This window comes from Ktedonobacter racemifer DSM 44963, assembly GCF_000178855.1.
Taxonomy (GTDB): Bacteria; Chloroflexota; Ktedonobacteria; order Ktedonobacterales; family Ktedonobacteraceae; genus Ktedonobacter; species Ktedonobacter racemifer.
In genome coordinates, this window is sequence record NZ_ADVG01000005.1 from 268792 (window position 1) to 289539 (window position 20748).

Consider the following 20748-nt stretch of genomic DNA (forward strand, 5'->3'; position numbering starts at 1 on the left):
ACTTTATTCGCGGCGGTCCTCAATCTCCCAGATGTGATCGATAACGTGCCAGGCGATGCGCCGAAGGGCGTAGGCAGAGGGCCAGCCGCCAGGTGCCAGAGGCGAGCCATCGGAGGGCTGGCTCAGGACTGAGGCAATGTCCTCGCGCATGGCAGTCAGGGCGTTGCGGTCACCGGGCGGGAAGGGCTTGTGGCGCACGCCGATCTTGCGCGCGTAGGTTCGCTCGGCCTCGATAACGTGGCGATAAACTTCGTCGCGCTCACGTCCACCACCGCGTGGCCCTTTGCGGAGTATATTGGGCGAGGCGGCAACCACCTCATCTAAAATCGCCCACGCAGCCCGCAGCAGCGCGACGCCCCGCTCGGCCGTCGCGGCATCAAGTGGAGCGGTATCGCTGGTGACCATGGCTGAGGGTGCGCCAAAGTCTGTGGTTGTATCGCCCTGCACGCGCTCGACGACCACCGGCTCGCCGGGATTGAGCTCCAGCCCTGCTTTGAGCGCAATCACTTTATAACGCGAGGCATATACAATAAGGATCTGCATCGCCTCGGCCTCGGTCTTCGCGAAACGGCACCAGCCAGGCCACTCCAGGGCACAGGCCGCGACTTTCTTCTCGCCTACTTCCAGATAAATGTTTGTCATACGCTTTTTCTTCCTCAAGCTTTATTGGGTATCCGGCAAGTAATATGGGATTTCTGTAGGGGCCTGCTGGCATGGCCTCTTTGCGCCGAGAGTAAAATTCCCCTTGCGCGAAAAGGCCATGCCAGCATGGCCCCTACAAACTCAGGCTTTGGGGAATGGCGTGTAGAGCTCGACCAGGTGACCATCGGGATCGGTGACATGGGCCTGGCGCGCCTGCATATGGGAGAAGTCCTGCGGCTCATAGACAGAGGTGGCACCGCCCGCGAGCAGTTCCGCGTAGCTAGCGTCAACATCTTCCACCTGGAAGGAGAGATACATTGAGTGAGCCTGGGATTGCTCTGAGGTCGCAATCTTACTGGCATTGGCAAGCGTACTACTGAGGAGTAGCAAAGTGGTGCTGCCCGTGTCAAACGAGGCAAAACCCGTTGCCTCATCGCTATATGTCAGGGGCAGTTTAGCCACATCGCGCCAGAAGCGAACCGCAGCTGGAAAGTCAGTAACGATCAAGGGGATATAGTTCAGTTTCATAGCTTAGCTCCTTCTTTTCTCTCTAGGAAATGCTCTTCCTTGTAGTCACAATTTCGTCATCCACACGCTCACCACAAGCCTGTTCATTTCCACCTCACGAGTAGTATACCCTGAATAACGGACAAATTTGGTCCTATACTTCTCCTGTTTTTTAGGCCCAAATGGGGGATGTCTTGTGCATCGAAGGGAGCCAATTGTTATACTTTACCCCAACATTGGCCGCTATTGGCTGTAGACACGCTATCCATCACACTCTACACTAAACTTTATCTCCAGTAAAAAATTAAAAATAAGCAGATAGAAAAGGAGCCTATCCATGCCAGACTTTTGGGACCTGCACTACGCGCAACGCGTCCAACTGATGAAGAGTTCCGCCATTCGCGACCTCCTTAAGCTTACCGAGCAGCCAGAGGTGATCTCCTTCGCGGGCGGCCTGCCCGCCGCTGAAATCTTTCCGGTAGAGAAGGTCGCGTCCGCCACACAGAAGGTACTTCAGGAGCGCGGTGTGCAGGCCCTTCAGTATGGCCCCTCGGAAGGCTACCGCCCCCTACTTGAGCTGATCGCGCAGACCTCCTCCCGCGATGGGCTAACGATCACACCTGAGAATATCTTTATCGTCTCAGGCTCGCAGCAGGGCCTGGACTTCGTTGGGCGCCTGCTAGTCAATCCCGGTGATCTCGTTCTGGTGGAGTCGCCAACCTATATGGGTGCCTTGCAGGCTATGGCCCCCTATGGCGCTGACTATATCACCGTCCCCTCCGATGAAAATGGCCTGCGCACCGATGCCCTGGAGGAGATGCTGGCCCTCAAGCCCAAGCTGATGTATGTCCTGCCCAATTTCCAGAACCCCTCGGGTGTGACCCTCTCCCTGGAGCGCCGCAAACGGTTGGTCGAGCTGGCCAACCGCTATGGCGTCCCGGTTGTTGAGGATGATCCCTACTCACAGCTGCGCTTCGAGGGCGAGCCTCTTCCCTCCCTGCTCACGCTGGACAGCCAACTGCGCAAGAGCGAGGGCGAGCCATACCGGGGCAACATCATCCAGCTCAACACCTTCTCCAAGGTGCTGACACCTGGCCTGCGCGTGGCCTGGATCGTCGCCTCCCCCGAACTGGTGCGCAAGCTCGTCCAGACCAAGCAGGGCGCGGACCTCCATACCGCCTCGCTCAACCAGCTGATCGTCCATGAATTGCTGCGCGAAGGCTTCATTGAGCAGCATATCCCGCTTATCCGCCGCACCTATGGCGAGCGCCGCAATATCATGTTGCAGGCCATGGAGGAACACTTCCCGGCAGGCATTCGCTGGACACGTCCCCAGGGTGGCATGTTCCTCTGGGTTGTCCTCCCAGAAGGCCTGAACTCGACCGAACTGCTGCGCGAAGCGGTCAAAGAGAACGTAGCCTTTGTGCCTGGCACGCCCTTCCACGCCCAGGGTGGTGGAGAAAATACCCTGCGCCTGAGCTTCTCCAACGCCACTCCTGAGCAGATCCGCGAGGGTATCGCGCGCCTGGGCCGCGTCTTCCATAAAGCCCTGGCCGAGACCGCAGTCAAGGCTTAGAGCGGCAGTACAATACACCACCCCAACGACGCTGCGGGGCCGCGCTGCTAACCCCCATTCGGGGGCAAGCGCACGCACTTATATATGATGGTACGGAGTTTGTAGGGTCCATGCTTGCATGGACTTATTCTCACGGGGTGAGCATATCGCCTGGCGAGGAGAGTCCACGTAAGCATGGACCCTACAATTTTTCGGATGTATCAGTATATACTTCTGAACATGGGTAATAAAAAGACTGAACTGAATCTGGAAGCGGTAAAGGCCTTCCTTTATGATCACTGTATGAGCGAGGTAGACACTCTCCAACAGATGATTGAAGGCGAAGAGTCGCAGGCCTTTTCCTTCAAGTGTGGTAACGCTGAGTACGTCATTCGCATCAACCCCTCCATCGCGGGCTTTCAAAAAGGTGCCTACGCTTATCACCATTTCCATTCCGAGCGAGTCCCTATTCCACGTGTCATCCAGACGGGATATATTGATGAGCAACATGCCTTCAGCATAAGCGAAAAAATGCCAGGGATCACACTTCAGGATGTCGATAGTGCCACGCTTCAACGCCTCCTGAAGCCAACTGCTGATGTCTGGCTAGCATTGAGCAAATTTGATCCAGATGATACAACGGGCTTTGGCGATTTTGACGCATCTGGACAGGGAGTCTATGTGACATGGCGGGAGTTTCTTCTGGAGCCACAGACCTATGCTTGGGAACGCGCACTACCCACGAAAGAACTTGCTATGTGCCAGGAAGTGCTCAAGACGTTTCTCGCTCTCGTAAAGCAGTGTCCGGAGGAGCGCGCCCTGGTTCACGGTGATTTCGGCTCGAATAATGTACTCACTGACGGAGAGCGCATCACCGCCGTACTCGATTGGGAGAATGCCAAGTATGGCGATCCCCTGTTTGATGTCGCGACCGCCTATTTCTGGAGTCCCTGGCTGGAGTGTATGAGGGAACAGGCCGCCTACTTCGAGGCACACCTCTCAAGCCTCCCCACTTATCAGGAGCGGATTCTCTGCTATCAGCTCCGCATCGGACTGACCGAAGTCTATGAAACAGCTCTCCAGCAGGAATGGAACATCGCTCAATGGGCAATCAAACGCTGTGTAGAAATTGCGCGCGATCTTTGCTAAATGGACGCATGTGAAAAAAGAGAGGGCAGCGTTGCCCCACACTGCCGCTCACTCCAGGGAGGTATCCCCAAAGGACTCCAGCAGGGTGCGGAGCATATTCGCAAGCTGTTCGCATTCTTCCCGGTCCAAGGGTTGGAGTATGCGCTCCATGTTCGCGGCATGAAGGCTGAAGATTCTGTCCAAAACTTCGCGTCCATGTGGTGTGAGTCGGATACGGACAGAACGTCGATCATCGAGATCTCGCACCCGCTCGACGAAGCCTCTGGCCTCCATGCGATCAATACGATTTGTGATGGCCCCGGAGGTCACCAATGCTGCCTTGAGTAAGGCAGAGGCAGTGAGTTCATATGGCTCTCCTGATCGACGCAGTGTCGTGAGCACATCAAACTCAAACGCCTCCAACCCGTGCTCGCTGAAAAACTTCTTGTACTCCCTTTCCAGTACACGTGAGAGCCGCGCGACCCGACCGAGAACGCCCATCGACCAGAGGTCAACGTCGGGACGCTCCCCGTGCCATTGATCCATTACCTTGTCAATTGCATCAGTCATGCATTCCTCCCAGCCATACAAATACCTTAACATTAAAATACTTGACGTTAACATTTATTTGGTTTATTATCTTAACGTTGTGATAATAACATGTCCCCCTGTTGGGCGTCAAGAAAAGGAAAGGAACAAGAGAGATATGACCATGCTTGTACCGAATTTTGCGGAGGCTCTCATTGTACGGGAGAGTGAGGTGGAAACTTTTGGGTTCGCGCAACTCATGACGCGTTTGCTCGCTGATGGCAGTGACACTGGAGGAGCGCTTAGCGCTATGCGAACGACGATGGGGAGGGGCGTTGAGGGGGCGAAGCCGCATACCCATAATCAATCGGCTGAACTCTTCTACGTCATCGATGGAGAACTACAAATGCTTGCTGGTGAGAAGGTGATCACGGCTGGGAAAGGAGACATGGTCGTCGTTCCACCTAATATGGCCCATGCATTCGCAACCACCCCCACTCATACTGCGGATTTTCTGATTGTCCAGGCCCCAGGATTGGATCGGTTCGGATACTTCCGGTTGGCCGAACGTGTCATGAAGGGGGAAGCAACACAGGCAGATCTCATAGCATCTCAGGAGTTGTACGACAACCACTTTATGGATAGCCCCGCCTGGCGAGCAGCCCGCGATGAAGCGAACTCATCGAAAAATTGTGGTTGAGAGACAATTCTAAATAACTCTTACTCCTATGCCAGGCATCAAAGAGTGTGATACCATTGAAGGGTTAAACAAGCATACAGAGAAAGGATTCAAAGAAGATAAAAATGGACCGAGAACGTTTAGCTGAAGCCATCCAATTGCGCGAAGAGGGACGCGCCAAACAGGATGAGACCATTCTGAGACAGGCCAAGGCGCTCCTTATGGAATTACACGCGGCCTACACCGATGATGCCGAGATTACCTTCCAGAACGCCGTTGTGCGGGACAATCTAGGGCTTGGACACGAGGCTGTTCCTTTTTATACACGCGCCCTCGAGCAGGGGCTCGCGGGGCCCAGCCTGGAGCGGGCCTTGCTGGGCCTGGGAAGTACCTATCGTGGGCTGGGCGAGTATGAGAAATCGGTGGAGACATTGCGGAGGGGCGTGCGCGAGTTCCCGCAGAACCGCGCCCTCCAGATCTTTCTCGCGATGGCCCTCTACAACTCCCAGCAGTATAAAGAGGCACTGGAACTCGCTTTGACCAACCTGCTGGAGACCACCACCGACGAGAAGCTCCTGTACTTTAAGCGTGGGCTTGAGTACTACTCCACCCACCTCGACGAGAAATGGTACGAGGGAGAGGAATAGGCAGGTTGAAGGCTGCAAGGTTTTAGATCCTCTACTGGCGTAAAACCCCTCCTCTAGCCGAAAAGCGAACGGCCTCAAAACCCTCCTCCAGCATTAATGCTTCATAGTCATGGATAGCGGGAACAAGAGGCCGTTCGCCATGGGCGGCTACCTTCAGGGCCTGGCAGAGATTGTGTGCGTCGCGCAAGGCCATGTTCGCTCCCGAACCACCCGCAGGACTCATGGCATGAATAGCGTCCCCCAGCAAAGTGATCGAGGTGCTCTTCCAGGGCTGGCAGGGAACTGCCGTCCGCACAGCAATAGGGAATGTCGCCCCCGGATCGCTAGCGGCAAGCAGTGCGCGCAGGGTGGGATGCCAGCGCTTCGTCTTCTGCAAGGCAAATTGAAGCAGCTGTGCTCCATCCAGACCAAACAGCTTGTCATCAGACATCCCTATATGCCTGCGTTTCGCGTTCAATGACCACATCAAGTAGCTGCCAGTGGTATGGAAACATGCGTCGGGCACGAACTTACGCGCGACCTCAGCAGGGAGTTGCTGAAAGTCGACAATACCAAGGGCCAGGCTAAAGCGGAAGCCAACTACCTGGGCAAAACCACGATAGAGAAAATCTGGGATAAGGGAACGTGTAGCCTCGGTCAGGAGCGTCTTGCCATAAATGCAGCGTACATCTGTCGCCTCAATGGAAGCCTGGGGGAGAAACTGCTGGCGCACACGCGAGTTGACGCCATCAGCCGCGATAAGCACATCTCCACACGCCTCTGTCCCATCGCTGAAGAATGCTTGCACCCTGCCATCCGATAGGTACTCATATTGGAGAAACTCTTTACCGAAATGCACAATGTCATCAAGGCCGATAAGAAGAATCTCGCGCAGCGTCAGCCGGTCGACTGAAGTGCTTACTGGCACAATTGTGGGCGAGTCTTCCTGGGAAAAACCAATCACCTTTATTGGCTTAAGCAGCTTTGTGACAATCGTAACCTGACTTCCTGGGCGAGATGCGGTTGCCATACACAGATCGAACAGGTGCGGAGGGAGGCAGGAATGCAGGGCATCTATTCCTCGCCGATCAATATGCAGACGATAGCCCTGTTTCCTCGTATATGGTGAGGTATCCCGCTCATAAAGCGCTACGTCTATCCCCGCACGCTGTAATCCCTGAGCCAGGCATAGGCCTCCAAGTCCGCCACCTATAATAACTACATGCAAAGGCGATGTTGACACGCTTCCCTCTCTTTCGTCTTCAGCCAGGTAGCCGCTCACTGCCTGGTAGACATCGCGTTCTCTGTCCTAAAGAGATAGACGTCTTCGCCTGCCAATCATCCAACACTTCACCTGGCAGAAGTCAAAAAGAAGTGAGTCGGCTGGCAGGCCTGCCAGCCGACTCACTTCTTTTTGACTTCTATACCTCTTTGCGTGACATGAAGATGGCGATGCCGACCATGACGACGGTGAAGAGAAGCAGGATGCCCAGGTTAAAGGGGATACTGCTGGCTTCGTAGCCAAGAAGCGCGCCGCGAATGGCATTCACTCCATAGCTCAGGGGATTGAGTAGCAGGACGGCGTGTAGCCAGCCGGGCACCTGGCGCGTGGGGAAGATGGCGCCCGAGAACATGTAGAGAGGCAGGGTAATAAAGTTCTGGATCGTGCCAAAGTTCTCAAAATCGGTGATCCACATGGCAATCACCACCCCCAGGCCCGAGATAGCCAGGGCCGTGACGAAGGTCGCCACGAAGGTTGCCAGAATGTTCAAGGGCGTGAGATGGACGGCGGCAAAGGGCGCGAAGATCAGGATGATCAGGGCCTGGATCGTTGAGCTAGAGGCACCACCCAGGCACTTGCCGATGACAAGCGTCGAGCGCGGCGTGGGCGCAACCTGCACCTCTTTGAGAAAGCCAAACTCGCGGTCATACACAATCGAGATCGCCGATTGCAGGCCACTGAAGATGACCGTCATAGCGATCACGCCAGGAAAGACAAACTGCTCGTAGCTAAAGCCCGCGATAGAGCCGAGCGAGCCGCGCAGGCCGAAGCCGAGCGCGAAGAGCCAGACCAAAGCGCGCGCCACAGCCCCTAGCAGACGCGAACGCTGGCGCCAGAGGCGCACCATGTCGCGTCGCCAGATCATAGCAATGCCTTCCAGGTCGATAAAACGCGCATTGGCGGAGATACTCTCGGGCATGATCTCAGGCATGATAGCCGGTTCAGTCATTTTTAGCATTGCAGTTCTCCCTCTCTAGCGGCGCAAACGGCCACGACTGCGCAGGCGCGAACCCATGCGGTCCTTCGCGCTCGCCAACTCTTCGCGAATGGCGCGACCCGTCAGATGAACAAAGACATCCTCCAGCGTGGGCGAGCTAACGTTCACACAGAGCACATCGATATCCGCCAGGGTCAGTTCACGGATGACACGCGCCGCCAGGGTCTGCCCGTTATCACCCTCGACGATGATGTCGTCCCCATCCCGATATGCGCTATAGGCTGGCTGCTGGGCCAGAAGTGCCTCAGAGCGCTCGGGCGAGGAGACGGTAAGGCGCACAACATCTCGTCCAACCATCCGTTTGAGCGCATCTGGCGTATCGACAGCCACGATCTGCCCGTGGTCCATGATGGCGATACGGTCACAATATTCAGCCTCTTCCATATAATGCGTAGTCATAAAGATGGTTAACCCCGTGCTCTCGCGAAGCTTCAGGACATGTCCCCAGACGCTGCGCCGGGTCTGGGGGTCCAGGCCCACCGTGGGTTCATCGAGGAAGAGGGTCTGTGGCTCATGCAACAGGCCACGCGCAACCTCCAGGCGACGCTTCATGCCTCCAGAAAAGGTTTTGACCACGTCCTTGCGCCGCTCCTCCAGGCCGACGAGACGCAACACGTCGCTTATGCGCGCCTCGCGTGTCTTCGGGGGAGTGTGATAGATCATGCAATGATAATATAGGTTCTGTTCTGCCGTCAGGTACTCGTCGAGAGTAGGGTCCTGAAACACAATCCCGATGCTCCGGCGCACCTGGGAGGATTGACGCTCGACGTCATAGCCATTGATGACCGCGTGTCCGCTTGTCGGGCGCAAGAGGGTCGAGAACATCTTCATAGTGGTGCTTTTACCAGCCCCATTGGGGCCTAGAAAACCAAAGGTCTCGCCACGCTCAACATGCAGGTCAATACCCCTGACCGCGTGGATCTCCCCAAAGGAGCGCGAAAGTTTCTCAGCCGTGATTGTCATGCTTCACCTCGATTAAACGCCGAAGGACCGGCAAGGCCGCGCGCAATTGCATAAGTTCATTCACCTGGAGCAGGGACAGGCGGCGACGCAGATTCTCGCGCCGCAGCTGATCATACGCCCTGAAGGCGTTCATCCCGCGCTCGGTTGGCGAGATCCAGACCACGCGCCAGTCCTGCTCATCGCGCACACGCTCAACAAAGCCCTGGGCCAGTAGCCTTTTGACCATCGCGGTTACGGTTGGCGCGGCGACCCCCAGGTGCTCGGCCAGCTCCTGCATGGTACAACGCTGACGCGTACTCAGGATACGTAGCAAACGCACCTGCCCATTGGTCGCCCGCAACTCCGAGATATCACGCCACTCTGGACTCTCCTGCTCAAGACTCCCCTCAGCAGGCAACTCCACACGCAACTGGCGCAATAACTCTGGCAACAGATCGAGCAACTCATCCGCAATATTTAGCTCATCAAAAGAAGGAGAATCTGTCATCGATCACACTTTTGCCTACTTACTTAGGCATGCTAGTACTTAGCTTTTCTATTACTTAGCCTATCTAAGTATATGATAATCTAACTACACCTCTTCTGTCAAGGTCGAAACACGTCAATGACATCTTCACACTCTCATTTCTCTTCACTTGTAGGAGGGTTGATTTGTCTAAAGAGGGAGACGAAAACACTTTGGGAAGAGGGTTGAGGATTTGCTTGCGCGTACGTATATATAGGATATACACTCAAAATGAGCAATGCTGCCCACTATATCAGCACGCTTTATTTGCGCATCATGAAATTTCAGTAGGAGCTTTGCGGTAAAGAATTGACTCATTTAAAATCTGGAGGGTCTATGTCTACCAATCAAGCTGACTCTCAGCAATCTGTAGAGCTAACCAGGCAATCCATCTCAGGAGAGAGGCAACCTCTCCTCTCAAAACGCAACACCACAAGATTAGCTATTATTTCGCTGCTACTTTTTAGTTTCGTGATGGTATATTATCTAGGCTTTGCAAGTGGAGTATATTATGCCTCGCGTCACCAAACGCCAGCAGTTCCATCTGCCTCAGAATATAGCTATCCCGCCTTAGCGGTTTCTAACCCACCCGAGACGCCCCAGGCAGGGTTGCCATATACAGCGAGAAGCGTGTATGGTGCCATTCTGGCTTCGGGACAAAAAACACATGATGTTAAATACACCAATGGCTGGTTATGTTGTGTGAGCTACGAACCTGAAGGAAAAATGGTTTTCTGGAGCGACACATATGAATTAGATGTCGTTGAAATAGCGGTATTTGCGACTCCAGCCGAAGCTAGGCAAGTAGCATCTGATCTCATCAAAAACTCCGCTGGATTTTCGGCCCTCTCCCAAAATTTATGTCTGTTCTACTATCGCTCCTCTATTTCAAAGGAGCATATCGCAAAATACATGACAGTCATAAATCAAGTCTGCCAATGACGAAAATACTGCTTCCTCACCCTCCTAATATGGGCGGGGAAGCAAGTATCTCAAAGGACACAATCAGTTATGAGAGCGCGATGTCGATTACCTGCTCGTGGGCCGTGGCGGCGAGGTTGATGCTGACCCGGCGCTGTTCGTGGTCGTAATACCAGGCGATGGGCTGGTCGCCTAGATTGATCTCTGCTGGCGCGGTGGAGACTTCGCGCAGTTCGAGAAGAAAACGCTGGCTCGCGGAGGCATAGGTCCCTTCCTGTGCTCCCAGGGTGACGCGAATAAGCTTGTCTTCCACTTCGCAGAGGATGGCGCGCCGGGCATCCTCCCCTTCTGTGTAGGCATAGCCATCACCGGCATCCTCGTAGAGCGTGGCGCTGCCGCTGCCTGGGGCCGGGTAGAGGATGAGGGTCAGGGGGTCCGCTGGAGCCTGGCCGACGTAGTTCATGGCGGGCCAGAGCGGGATGGCGGTATTGGCCCGAACATAGAAGGCAGGCTGACCAAGGGGAGCGTGGGCGAGGATATGCGCCGGACCCTCGAAGCGCTCACCAGTCCAGTAGTGAAACCAGGTACCCGTGGGGAGATAGACGTGGCGGTACTCGGCGCCAGGGCGCGTGATGGGCGCGACGAGGAGGGCATCACCACAGAGGAACTGATCGCTTGCACCATAGGCATCCGTGTCCTCGGGATAGTGCCAGAAGAGGGGACGCAACAGGGGCGCGCCCGTGCGGTGGCACTCCGCGAAGAGGGTGTAAAGATAGGGCAGCAAGCGCTGACGTAACTTGAGAAGATCACGAATAGTAGAGGTGTAGGGTTCGCCAAAGACCCAGGGCTCCTGGTGGCGCGTCTGCTTCTCCGAGTGGTTGCGGCAGAATGGCTGGAAGATGCCAAATTCCGTCCAGCGTGTCAGCAGTTCCCCGCTGGTGTCGCCGTAGAAGCCGCCGACATCGGTACCGGCCCAGCCCACGCCAGAGAGGCCCAGGTTCAGCAACTGCGTCAGACTCATCGCCAGGTGTTCCCAGGTCGAGGAGTTATCGCCCGTCCAGATCAGGGCGTGACGCTGCACGCCCGCGTAGCCGGAGCGCGAAATAACAAAGGGTCGCTGCTGGGGTCGCAAGCGCAAGAGTCCTTCGCGCGCGGCCTGCACCATCAAGGAGCCATAGGCGTTATGCACCTGTGTGTGTAGCCGCGCCTTCCCGCCGCCTGGGTGAATCACATCTGACGGCATGGTTGAATTAAGGGGAATAAAGAGCGCAGGCTCGTTCATGTCGGACCAGATACCCGTGATACCAGCGTCGAGCAGGCCCTGGTGGAGGTCGCCCCACCACGCGCGCGCCTGCGGGTTAGTAAAATCGGGGAAGACACAGACGCCCGGCCAGACGGCATTCTGGTAGTCGTCTCCCTGGGGCGTCTTACAGTACAGATCACGCTCGCGACCCTCGGTATAGACCTCGTAGTTCTCATCTACCTTGACGCCCGCATCGACAATGCAGACGACGTGGAAGCCCATCTCGCGCAACTCAGAGAGCAGGCCCTCGGGATCGGGGAAGCGCGTATTATCCCAGGTAAAGACGCGGTAGCCATCGAGGCAATCAATATCGAGGTAGAGCGTATCGCAGGGAATGTCGCGCTCACGGAAGGCGCGCGCCAGGGCACGTACCTCCTCGGCGGTCTCATAGCTAAAGCGGCTCTGCCCATTGCCCAGGGACCAGAGCGGTGGGAGCGGAGTGCGGCCCGTAAGCTCGGTATAGCGTTCCAGAACGGCCTGCGGCGTGGGTCCACAGAAGACATAGTAGACCAGGTCACCATTCTCCGCGCCAAACCACGAGCGCTGAGAATCCTCATGCGCCAGGTCAAACTCGACGCGCGCCGGGCTATCCAGGAAGAGACCCCAGGCCTGTCCATCGGCCATAGCCATGGTAAAGGGGATTGAGACATACAGGTTATTTTGCAGAGCGGTATGACCACGCGGTGGATCAATATTCCAGAAGAGCTGGTGGGTCCCCGTTTTCTCCAGTTCGCCTGTGCGCTCGCCACAACCAAAGTAGCGCGCTCCCTGTTGATGCCGCTTATAGACGCGTGTGGGTGTGCCAAGGATGGCGAGCGGATTGACCATGTCGAGAGATGGCGCCTGCTCGGGGGTCAACCAGCCCATGCCAAGCTCTGGATCATCGGTCGCGAAGGCGCGACCAGCCTGGTCGGTAAAGCCGATACGCAGAGGATCTAGCGAGAGATGCGCGGTCGCAACAGAAGTGGCGATAGTTACTTCCCCCTCTCCCTCCCTGATCGTCACGAAACCCGGCTCCCACTCTCGAGGAATCACGGCCTCGGAGCCATAACTTGCGGGACGACCATGCGGGAAGAATCCTACGCGAAACAGGTCTGGAGCTAGCGCAGTAACTTCGACCGTTGCTGAGCCAGCGCGCAAGCACACCTTCGAGGTGGTGGTTTCGAGCATGGACGCGGTCCCCAGGGCATGGTAGCCCAGGGGGGAGAGTGAGATAAGATGAGCGCTTGTGGTGGCTGGCGTTGCCATCTCCATAAAAGTGTTTTCCTTTCAAAGCACGTTGTGGTGGTTGTGCGCTACTGACGTACGCGCCTACGCTGGGTGTCAGTACTCTGCCCCGGAGGCGTAGGCGCGTACGTCAGTAACGTTCTTTCTACATTGCGTGACTAGGCGCTGTAGAGTTCGATACCGTTGATAAAGGGATTGTCCGCGCCGCCCTGGGTAAAGGCGATCACGACCTGCCCACTGCTATTAGCTGTGACTGCAAACGACTTCTGTACTGCCGTTTTGTAGCCCGCCGTAGCATAGACATCAAAGGAACTGAGAACCTGGCTGCCATTAACGGCAACGTTGAACTTGCGCTGCCCCGCCGCCTGGAAAGAGAGTTCCGCCCAATCGAGCTTGAGCGTATAAGACTTACCAGCCGTGAGGCCACTTAGGGTATAGGTAAAGGAACTGTTCCAGCGGCAAGTCTGCCAGACCCCCTGTGGGGCGGCATTGCTCACGCCACTGGTATTGATCGAAGTCGAGGTATCCGAGAACTGATTGCCCTGGTCATAGCCGGTATCGGCCACGAAACTGCCCGAGGCCGAGCCGCCCGCGTTAATGGCGCTCACCAGCGTTCCCGTAGGAGGTGGATTTCCCGAGGGTTTCCAGATAGCAATGCCATTGATGAAGGGGTTGTCCGCGCCGCCCTGGGTAAAGGCGATCACGATCTGCCCACTGCTATTGGCCGTGGTGCTGAACTGCCTGACGAGTGCCTTCTTGTATCCAACCGTGGCGTAGACATCAAAGCTGTTCAAGACCTGGGTGCCGTTAATGGCGACATTGAACTTGCGCTGTCCTGCCGCCTGGAAGGAGAGTTCCGCCCAATCCAGTTCCACCGTATACGTGTTCCCAGCAGTCAAACCAGGAATTGTATAGGTGAAGGAACTGTACCAGCGCACATCCTGCCAGACCCCCTGCGGCGCGGGATTACTCACGCCACTGGTGTCGATGGAGGTTGAGGCATCCGAGAACTGGTTCCCCTGATTAAAGCCTGTGTCGGCCACGTAGCTTCCGCTAGCACCACCACCCGCGTTAATCGCTGTCACCAGAGTTGGCGGGGTTGGGGTGGGCGTTGGAGTCGACGGAATAGGCGTGGGCGTATTGGTCGGAACTGGCGTGGGCGTATTCGTAGGCACTGGGGTTGGCGTATTGGTCGGAACTGGCGTTGGCGTTGGTGTACCGCCGCCTGGATTCCAGATCTCGATGCCGTTGATGAAGGGATTATCCGCGCCACCCTGGGTAAAGGCGATCACGATCTGTCCGCTGCTATTGGCTGTAGCCGCGTACTGCCTGGCAATCGCCTTCTTGTACCCAGCCGTAGCGTAAACGTCGAAGGCGCTCAAGACCTGACTACCATTGATGGCTACGTTGAACTTGCGCTGGCCAGCTGCCTGGAAGGAGAGCTCTGCCCAGTCCAGCCGGACGGTGTAAGAGGCATTGGGCGTCAGACCAGGAATGGTATAGGTAAAGGAACTGTACCAACGCACATTCTGCCAGACCGCCTGCGGCGCAGGACTGGCTACGCCACTGGTATCAATGGAGGTTGAGGTATCTGAGAACTGGTTGCCCTGGTTGAAATCAGTGTCAGCCACATAGCTTCCGCTGGCGCCACCGCCCGCGTTAATCGCCGTCACCAGGGTCCCAGAGGGTGGCGGGATAGGCGTCGGACTGGGTGTGGGCGTCGACGGAATAGGCGTGGGCGTATTCGTAGGCGCCGGGGTTGGGGTCACATTTGGCGGAGGGAAGCCACAGGTCTGGGGCGTCGGGCTCCAGCCGGTGTTACCACCCATATCTTGTACATTCCACGAACCCGCGCTCTCACAGCTCTCCATACCGCCGATACTTAGGTTGCTAGCCGTAACATTTGTAGCTGAGCCAGTGACGGTATTTACCTTGTTGGAGAAGGCAAACATAGCCCCGTTGATGTTCACATTGGACATCGCAACATTGCTCACGGGGTTGCCACCGTCAAAGGAGATCGCGGCAAAGTTGCTATTGTCGATCTCATCCCCTGAGACCGTGAAGGGGGCATTGATCGCACCATTGTCGGCCCAGAACATCAGCGCGCCAAATTGCTGAATGCCCTGGTCGCCCCAGCCCGCGACCTGGTTAATGGTGTTGTTGGAAACAGTGGTAGTACCACCAAAGGGTACGGTCGAGTTACCAAAGTTTTCGTAATCCAGCATGATGCCGCCACCACGATACTGCGAGCCGGTGACCACGTTATTGGTCGCGCTATTGCCCACACCACCATAGAGGGCGATACCATTGGCGACATAGTTTGACTGGATCGTGTTGTGATCGAAACTATCGTTGCTATCACCAGTGGCGGGCACGTTATCCGAGGACGACCACATTGCCAGGCCATCATCGCCAGTACCACGGATAATGGTCTGCGAGACACTGGAATTAGTAATGTTGCGATGGAAATTGATACCATCGGCAAGCGTACTATCGATGCGGCTGCCACTGATTGTCAGGCCACTAAAGGGACCATCGAACCACATACCAACCTTAGTGTGCTCGATCCAGACATTGGCAATACTGGAATTGTTCAGAGAACCGCCCATGCCGTTATCCTGGACACAGTCGACGCGGTTCGAGATCTGACCCTCAACGGCGAAGTTCGAGAGGTGAACATTGGAGCTGGTACTGCCGTCATAGGCATCGTTACCATAGACACCAACGCCGGTGCCAGTGCTGCCATTGGGCGGCCCCTCAAGGACTGAATACCAGGAGCCAGCACCCGCCAGGGTAACATTATTCACCAGGATATGGCTGGTGACCAGGAAGGTACCCTGGGGAATCCAGACGCCCTTGCCCTGAGAAGCGCCCGCATTGACGGCGTTCTGGATGGCCGTCGTGGCGTCCACCGCTCCCGTGGGATCGGCATTATATGGCGCGTCGGTGACTGAGATATAGCCCGAGGGCTCGCTTAGCGGAGCAGCCACCTGCTGAAAGTCGGCGACATCGATGGCATACCAGGGGGCGGTATTCTCGGAGTCGACCTGCAGCTTGACATTGGTGCCTGCCGCCATCTGTGGCAAGAGCACATGCACCTCGTCAAACATATGGTGCGGTGTGCCACCGGGGCTCTTGGACCAAACATTGCCATTACAATTCGAGAAATCGGGGGCACCATACAGCCAGGTATACTTTGAGGTCAATTGCAGATCTTTCGACTGCTTGACGCCATTGATATACAGGCTGAGCGAGGCATTGATGCCGCCACCACCAGGTGCATCCGGGATACTATAGCGCAGATTGATCGAGTTGGCCGTGACCGACTGGGGCAGGGTAAACTGCACATATTGCCCCTGGGTCAAACGCACGGCCTGGCGATCCACGGCGTCCGAGGCCAGGCTCCCCAGCGTAAAGTCGGGGCCGAGAATGCTTCCATTGGTGGTAGCGCTATGGGCCTCCATCTCGGCATAGGGCAGCGTGGCCCCCGAGCCACCAGTCGCATTCGGCACCGCGCTATTTGCGCTCTTCGTGCTCTGTAAGGTGGAGGCGTACGCCGCGGACGAGAGTATCCCCATGGTGCTGAGGAATAAAACGCAGAGAATCAACGTCCCTATTAGTTTTGTGCGCCTTCTTCGCTTTGCATCCTGCATTGCGCGCATTCCTTTCCAGGCTTCTTTCTCGCACATGCCGCCAGCCTGAGAGACGGCATGGCTGTGTACAACGATGTAACATGCTGTCAACAAATGCCCTGAGCCTGCAACGTGGTTGACGGAATTCACTGTCAATCATACAACAGGTAGAGAGCACAGCAGTGTTGACTCCTGCTTCTGAGTGGCGTACTCCTCCTTTCAATGACTCACTGAACCCCTCGACAGGTCAGCAACAGCTCTATAGAAAAGGAGAGGATTGGCAAAAGAGAAAAGAAATAGGGCCGGAGAGTGTAGTGGCAGGGAACGGCCTGCCACTACGCCCGCTAGCGAGGTGCGCCATTAATTGGCGTACACCTCGATACCACTGATAAAGGGATTGTCCGCGGCCCCTTGTGTGAAGGCGATGGCAATCTGGCCATTGCTATCGGCGTTCACCGTAAACTGCTTGACCGTGGCGCGCTTATACCCGCCTGCGGCATAGACATCAAAATTGTTCAACTCCTGTGTGCCATTTTGGGCTAGCGCCGAAGTGCGATGAATCGCCTTCGGACGCGCTAAAGCTGGTCCCTACCGGAATATTGGCACTGCTTCTAATGTACATTTAGCCCGCTTTTTGCACATTCCATTAAAAAATGTAGATCTATCCCCTCAATCCGGTCAGGTTGATGCCGCGAATAATCTGTCGCTGGAACACCAGGAACAGGATGATCGGAGGGACGCTTGCCAGTGCCAGGCCAGCAATCAGATAGGTAAAAGGCAGGGGGGAATTAGAGTTGATCCCCGATTGGCGAAAGATCGCCACACTTAACGGCTGGAGATTACTATCGGTCAGCACGAGTAGAGGCCAGAGGAAATCCTTCCACGAGGCCACCACGGTAAAGATTGTCACCACAGCCAGGGCCGGGCGCGAGAGCGGGAGCATAATACGCGTAAAGAGTTGCCAGGCATTGGCACCATCCAGGCGCGCGGCATCCGCCAACTCGGCGGGAATGCTATCAAAGAAGCTCTTGAGCACCAGGATATTGAAGGCACTGGCCGCAGAGGGGAGCCAGACCCCGGCCCAGTTGTTGATCAGTGAGATATGTAGCAAGGGGAGATCGCTGATATTGACGAATTGCGGGATCAAGTAGGCCACCGGCGGCACCATCAGCGTGCAGAAGAAGCTAAACTGGATAATGCCCTTACCTGCCGGATTCAGCTTGGAGAGCGAGTAAGCGGCTGTCGCAGATACCACGAGCTGCAATATTACGGCTCCCACCGCCAGGGCAAGGGTATTGCCAAAATAGAGGGGGAAGCTCAGCACGTCCCAGGCATTGCTATAGTTGTCCCACAAGGGATGTGCGGGCCAGAGCGTAGGCGGGGTCTGAAAAAGCTCAGTGCTCGACTTGAGCGCCCCAGTATACATCCAGTAGATCGGACCCAGCGTAATCACCGTCGTGCCCAGGAGCAGCACGAAAATCAGCCAGTAGAGCGCGCGTCCAGTCGGGCGCCTCAGCGACAGGGGCGAGACCAGCGAACGCCCGCTCGCCTCCTCGGTGGAACGTTCCCGGCGAAACCAGCTCTTCTTCGCTGGAGCCGGCATAAGTGGTGGATTCTGGATAGGCAGGGCCATGGCTTAGTCTCCTTGCATTAAACGATTGGTCATACGCATATAGATCAGGGCGAAGACCGCCAGTGCCAGGAAGAGGATCACCCCTAACGCGCTCGCGCTACCAAAATCGGCGTCCTGGAAGGCATAGTTATAGATTAAGAGGAGCACACTCACCGTCGCGTGCTGCGGGCCACCACCCGTGATTGTAAATGGCTCAGTAAAGACCTGCATCGTACCAATGACCTGCAAGACTAGCATGAGAAGCATAATAGGGCGAATGGCGGGCAGCGTCACATGCCAGAGCCGGCGCCAGATGCTCGCGCCATCGATCTCAGATGCCTCGTAGAGCGTGGCCGAGACTCCCTGAAGCGCCGCCAGGTAGATTAGCATAGTGGAACCAGCATTACTCCAGGTCGCAATCACCATCAAGGCCGGGAGTGCGCTTCCTGGCGTCTCCAGCCAGAGACCACCGGGAAGATGCACCAGGCTGAGCAAAGCATTCAAGAGGCCAGAATCGGGATTATAAATCCAGCGCCAGAGAAAGACTGTTACAATTGGCGGCAGCATCACTGGCAGGTAGAAGGCCAGGCGGAAAAAGCCCTTACCATGGCGCATCTCGTTAATCAGCAACGCCAGCACGATAGGAATCACGTAGCCAAAGAGCAGCGCGTAGAACGTAAAGGCGACAGTATTGCGCCAGGCCACGGCAAAGAGCGGATCAGTGAGCACATGGTGATAATTTGCCCATCCTACCCAGGCAGGAGGATTGATCATATCGATGCTCTGAAAGCTGATCGAGAACCCTAGCACGATGGGATACCAGACAAAGAACGCGAAGACTAGTAGCGCAGGCAGCAGAAAAAGATAACCACTGAGATTACGCCGAAAGACTAGCAGTAATTTTTGTCCCACCTGCCGCTCCTGCCGAGAAGCCGGGGCACGTTTGGGTGTCAGCATATTGCGCGGCGGCAACGCGGACTTACGGAGAGGCAAAGGGGACGACGAAGACGATGGCAGCCCCATAACATAGCTCCTTCCAGAAATTTAGCTACCTGACAAGAGGAGAACGCCTTCTCCACAAAGGCGAAAGCGTCCCCTCCCGCCTATCGAACTAGGAGGCCGACTGATCGAGAACCTGCTGGAACTGCTGTGCAGCCTGGTCGAGCAGCTTCTTTGGATCAGCACTCGCGTTCGTCAGCACAGCCTGTACCACCGGGTCGAGCGCAGCGTACATTTTCTGCGTCTCTTTGCGTGGCTCAGGACGCAGCGCGGCTGTCGATTTGTTGAAAGTCTGGTAGTTCTGCAAGGGCGTATTGGCATATTTAGTCGTAAGTTCGTTTACCTTCTGCTGGAATTCGCCGGTAAAGAGCACGTTAGTAGGACCACCCACGACCTGTCCGGAGGCCGATTGGCTCGCCAGATTGCTCTCCATCACATTCAGGTCGAAATTGTTGTAGATAACGTAGTCGAAGCCAACCTTAATCTTCTCCTTCGACGACTTGGGATTGAAGATGAAGATGTTGCCTCCGGTCAGGGCCGCGTTGCCACCGTTCTGTGGCATGGGGCCAATACCAAAGTCATCCAGGTTCGCCTGGTACTGCGACTTCAGGGTATTAAGCTGGTCGGGAGCCATGACAACCATCGCAACCTTGTTTGTCGCCAGCAGCTGTAGCGTATCGGCCTGGGTAAAGAGCTGCTGCTTCGTCAAGGACTGATCAGTAAAGCGCATGTCCTTGAGCATTTGCAGTACACTTACACCCTTGTCGCTATTGAAAGTGGCCTTCTTCCCATCAGCAGACTGCATATCTCCGCCCGCGGTATACATCCAGTTGGTAAAGTGCCAGCCGCCCTGGTTGCTCGTGCTCGTCTCGGCATAGCCCGCCACGGATGAGCTCTTCAACTGCTTGGCATAACCACGGAACTCCTCCCAGGTCGTGGGAGGCTTATCAGGATCGAGTCCAGCGGCCTTAAACATCTTGCGGTTGTAGTAGATGCCCAATGCGTAGCCATTGACAGGAATTCCATAGATCTTGCCCGTCGCGGGATCGGTGGCGATGGACGCGATGCCTGAATTATAGCTGCTCCAGTACTGCCAGCCCTTCGCCAGGCTAGTAATGTCAGCCACGGCATGCTTGCTGATCAACAGCGGCGGCTCGGTAAACCAACTCTCCTTCACATCCTCCAACTGCCCAGCAGCCAGGCGCGCAAAGTAGGTCGTGGGATCGTAAGGATTGTTCCTGCCAACGATCTTCTCACCAGCGTGGGTCTGCTCGAATTGCTTGACACCCTGGTTAAATACGTAGACAGCGCCCTTATTGGCGGCAGCGGGTAAGGTGTCGATGGTCGCCGTCACCGTCGAGTCCGCGCTTGAGGTTGTCGTTCCACAAGAAGCCAGGAACTCCAGACCAAGCGCGCCAGCACCAACGGCGGCAGAACCTTGCAAGAAACTCCTGCGATTGAGAGAAGAGCGGAAGTTGAGCTTCGTGCCCATGAAGAGACCTCCTTGAAAAAGAGCATGTCATACCTACGTCATGTTGTAAGCATGTACTAGAGAACATCTCAACATGACCGTAGACAAAGTGAATAAGAGAAACAGTCACTGTAAATTGAGAATGCCGATTGATAGAGCCTTAAGAGAGCC

General features: G+C 55.9%; 18 protein-coding genes. 5 read left to right on the top strand and 13 right to left on the bottom strand.

Annotated elements, in window-relative coordinates; genetic code table 11:
- Positions 1–3: 3 nt before the first annotated feature.
- Positions 4–642: a DinB family protein gene (locus KRAC_RS55295; RefSeq protein ID WP_007922088.1), complete on the bottom strand. Its 639-nt coding sequence runs from the start codon at positions 640–642 to the stop codon at positions 4–6.
- Positions 643–783: 141 nt separating this feature from the next.
- Positions 784–1170: a VOC family protein gene (locus tag KRAC_RS55300; RefSeq protein ID WP_007922089.1), complete on the bottom strand. Its 387-nt coding sequence runs from the start codon at positions 1168–1170 to the stop codon at positions 784–786.
- 316 nt (positions 1171–1486) lie between these two features.
- Here KRAC_RS55300 and KRAC_RS55305 point away from each other — a divergent pair, with 316 nt between their 5' ends.
- Both KRAC_RS55305 and KRAC_RS55310 read left to right on the top strand, forming a co-directional pair.
- Entirely contained in the window at positions 1487–2725 is a 1239-nt protein-coding gene (locus KRAC_RS55305) for an aminotransferase-like domain-containing protein (protein WP_007922090.1), read from the top strand.
- 174 nt (positions 2726–2899) lie between these two features.
- Positions 2900–3853: a phosphotransferase family protein gene (locus KRAC_RS55310; RefSeq protein ID WP_007922091.1), complete on the top strand. Its 954-nt coding sequence runs from the start codon at positions 2900–2902 to the stop codon at positions 3851–3853.
- Between the two features lie 48 nt (positions 3854–3901).
- Here the strand turns inward: KRAC_RS55310 and KRAC_RS55315 are convergent, their stop codons facing one another.
- Positions 3902–4402 carry a MarR family winged helix-turn-helix transcriptional regulator gene (locus tag KRAC_RS55315; RefSeq protein WP_007922092.1) on the bottom strand — a complete coding sequence of 167 codons (501 nt, stop codon included), beginning with the start codon at positions 4400–4402 and terminating at the stop codon, positions 3902–3904.
- Positions 4403–4544: 142 nt separating this feature from the next.
- Between KRAC_RS55315 and KRAC_RS55320 the strand changes: the two genes are divergently transcribed.
- Positions 4545–5060: a cupin domain-containing protein gene (locus KRAC_RS55320; RefSeq protein WP_211221537.1), complete on the top strand. Its 516-nt coding sequence runs from the start codon at positions 4545–4547 to the stop codon at positions 5058–5060.
- A 104-nt stretch (positions 5061–5164) separates the two neighbouring features.
- A complete protein-coding gene (locus tag KRAC_RS55325; RefSeq protein WP_007922095.1) occupies positions 5165–5686 on the top strand; it encodes a tetratricopeptide repeat protein in 522 nt (173 codons plus the stop codon).
- 31 nt (positions 5687–5717) lie between these two features.
- On the opposite strand, the gene KRAC_RS55330 is transcribed toward KRAC_RS55325, so the two are convergent.
- From KRAC_RS55330 to KRAC_RS64525, 4 genes are all read right to left on the bottom strand, one after another.
- Positions 5718–6908 (bottom strand): FAD-dependent oxidoreductase, encoded by a 1191-nt coding sequence (locus tag KRAC_RS55330; RefSeq protein ID WP_007922099.1) that lies wholly within the window; start codon positions 6906–6908, stop codon positions 5718–5720.
- Between the two features lie 178 nt (positions 6909–7086).
- Positions 7087–7905, bottom strand: a complete 819-nt coding sequence (locus KRAC_RS55335) for an ABC transporter permease (protein WP_007922101.1) — start codon at positions 7903–7905, stop codon at positions 7087–7089.
- A 15-nt stretch (positions 7906–7920) separates the two neighbouring features.
- Positions 7921–8907: a daunorubicin resistance protein DrrA family ABC transporter ATP-binding protein gene (locus KRAC_RS55340; protein ID WP_007922104.1), complete on the bottom strand. Its 987-nt coding sequence runs from the start codon at positions 8905–8907 to the stop codon at positions 7921–7923.
- Positions 8891–9394 carry a MarR family transcriptional regulator gene (locus tag KRAC_RS64525; RefSeq protein ID WP_007922105.1) on the bottom strand — a complete coding sequence of 168 codons (504 nt, stop codon included), beginning with the start codon at positions 9392–9394 and terminating at the stop codon, positions 8891–8893. The genes KRAC_RS55340 and KRAC_RS64525 overlap by 17 nt, the downstream gene beginning before the upstream one ends.
- Positions 9395–9748: 354 nt before the next feature.
- Here KRAC_RS64525 and KRAC_RS73265 point away from each other — a divergent pair, with 354 nt between their 5' ends.
- The gene (locus KRAC_RS73265; RefSeq protein ID WP_007922106.1) at positions 9749–10354 is read left to right on the top strand and encodes a hypothetical protein; all 606 of its coding nucleotides are present in this window, start codon (positions 9749–9751) and stop codon (positions 10352–10354) included.
- Between the two features lie 67 nt (positions 10355–10421).
- On the opposite strand, the gene KRAC_RS55355 is transcribed toward KRAC_RS73265, so the two are convergent.
- The 6 genes from KRAC_RS55355 to KRAC_RS55375 form a co-directional block, all read right to left on the bottom strand.
- Positions 10422–12890: a glycoside hydrolase family 31 protein gene (locus KRAC_RS55355; RefSeq protein ID WP_007922107.1), complete on the bottom strand. Its 2469-nt coding sequence runs from the start codon at positions 12888–12890 to the stop codon at positions 10422–10424.
- Positions 12891–13021: 131 nt separating this feature from the next.
- On the bottom strand, positions 13022–16375 hold the full coding sequence (locus KRAC_RS64530; RefSeq protein ID WP_169461078.1) for a malectin domain-containing carbohydrate-binding protein: 3354 nt from the start codon (positions 16373–16375) through the stop codon (positions 13022–13024).
- Positions 16376–16855: 480 nt separating this feature from the next.
- On the bottom strand, positions 16856–17014 hold the full coding sequence (locus tag KRAC_RS73270) for a hypothetical protein (RefSeq protein WP_157508270.1): 159 nt from the start codon (positions 17012–17014) through the stop codon (positions 16856–16858).
- 142 nt (positions 17015–17156) lie between these two features.
- Positions 17157–18128, bottom strand: a complete 972-nt coding sequence (locus KRAC_RS55365) for a carbohydrate ABC transporter permease (RefSeq protein ID WP_007922111.1) — start codon at positions 18126–18128, stop codon at positions 17157–17159.
- A gap of 3 nt (positions 18129–18131) precedes the next feature.
- Complete coding sequence (locus KRAC_RS55370) at positions 18132–19130, bottom strand: carbohydrate ABC transporter permease (RefSeq protein WP_007922113.1); 999 nt, start codon at positions 19128–19130, stop codon at positions 18132–18134.
- Between the two features lie 88 nt (positions 19131–19218).
- Positions 19219–20598, bottom strand: a complete 1380-nt coding sequence (locus tag KRAC_RS55375; RefSeq protein ID WP_007922115.1) for a substrate-binding domain-containing protein — start codon at positions 20596–20598, stop codon at positions 19219–19221.
- Positions 20599–20748: the final 150 nt, after the last annotated feature.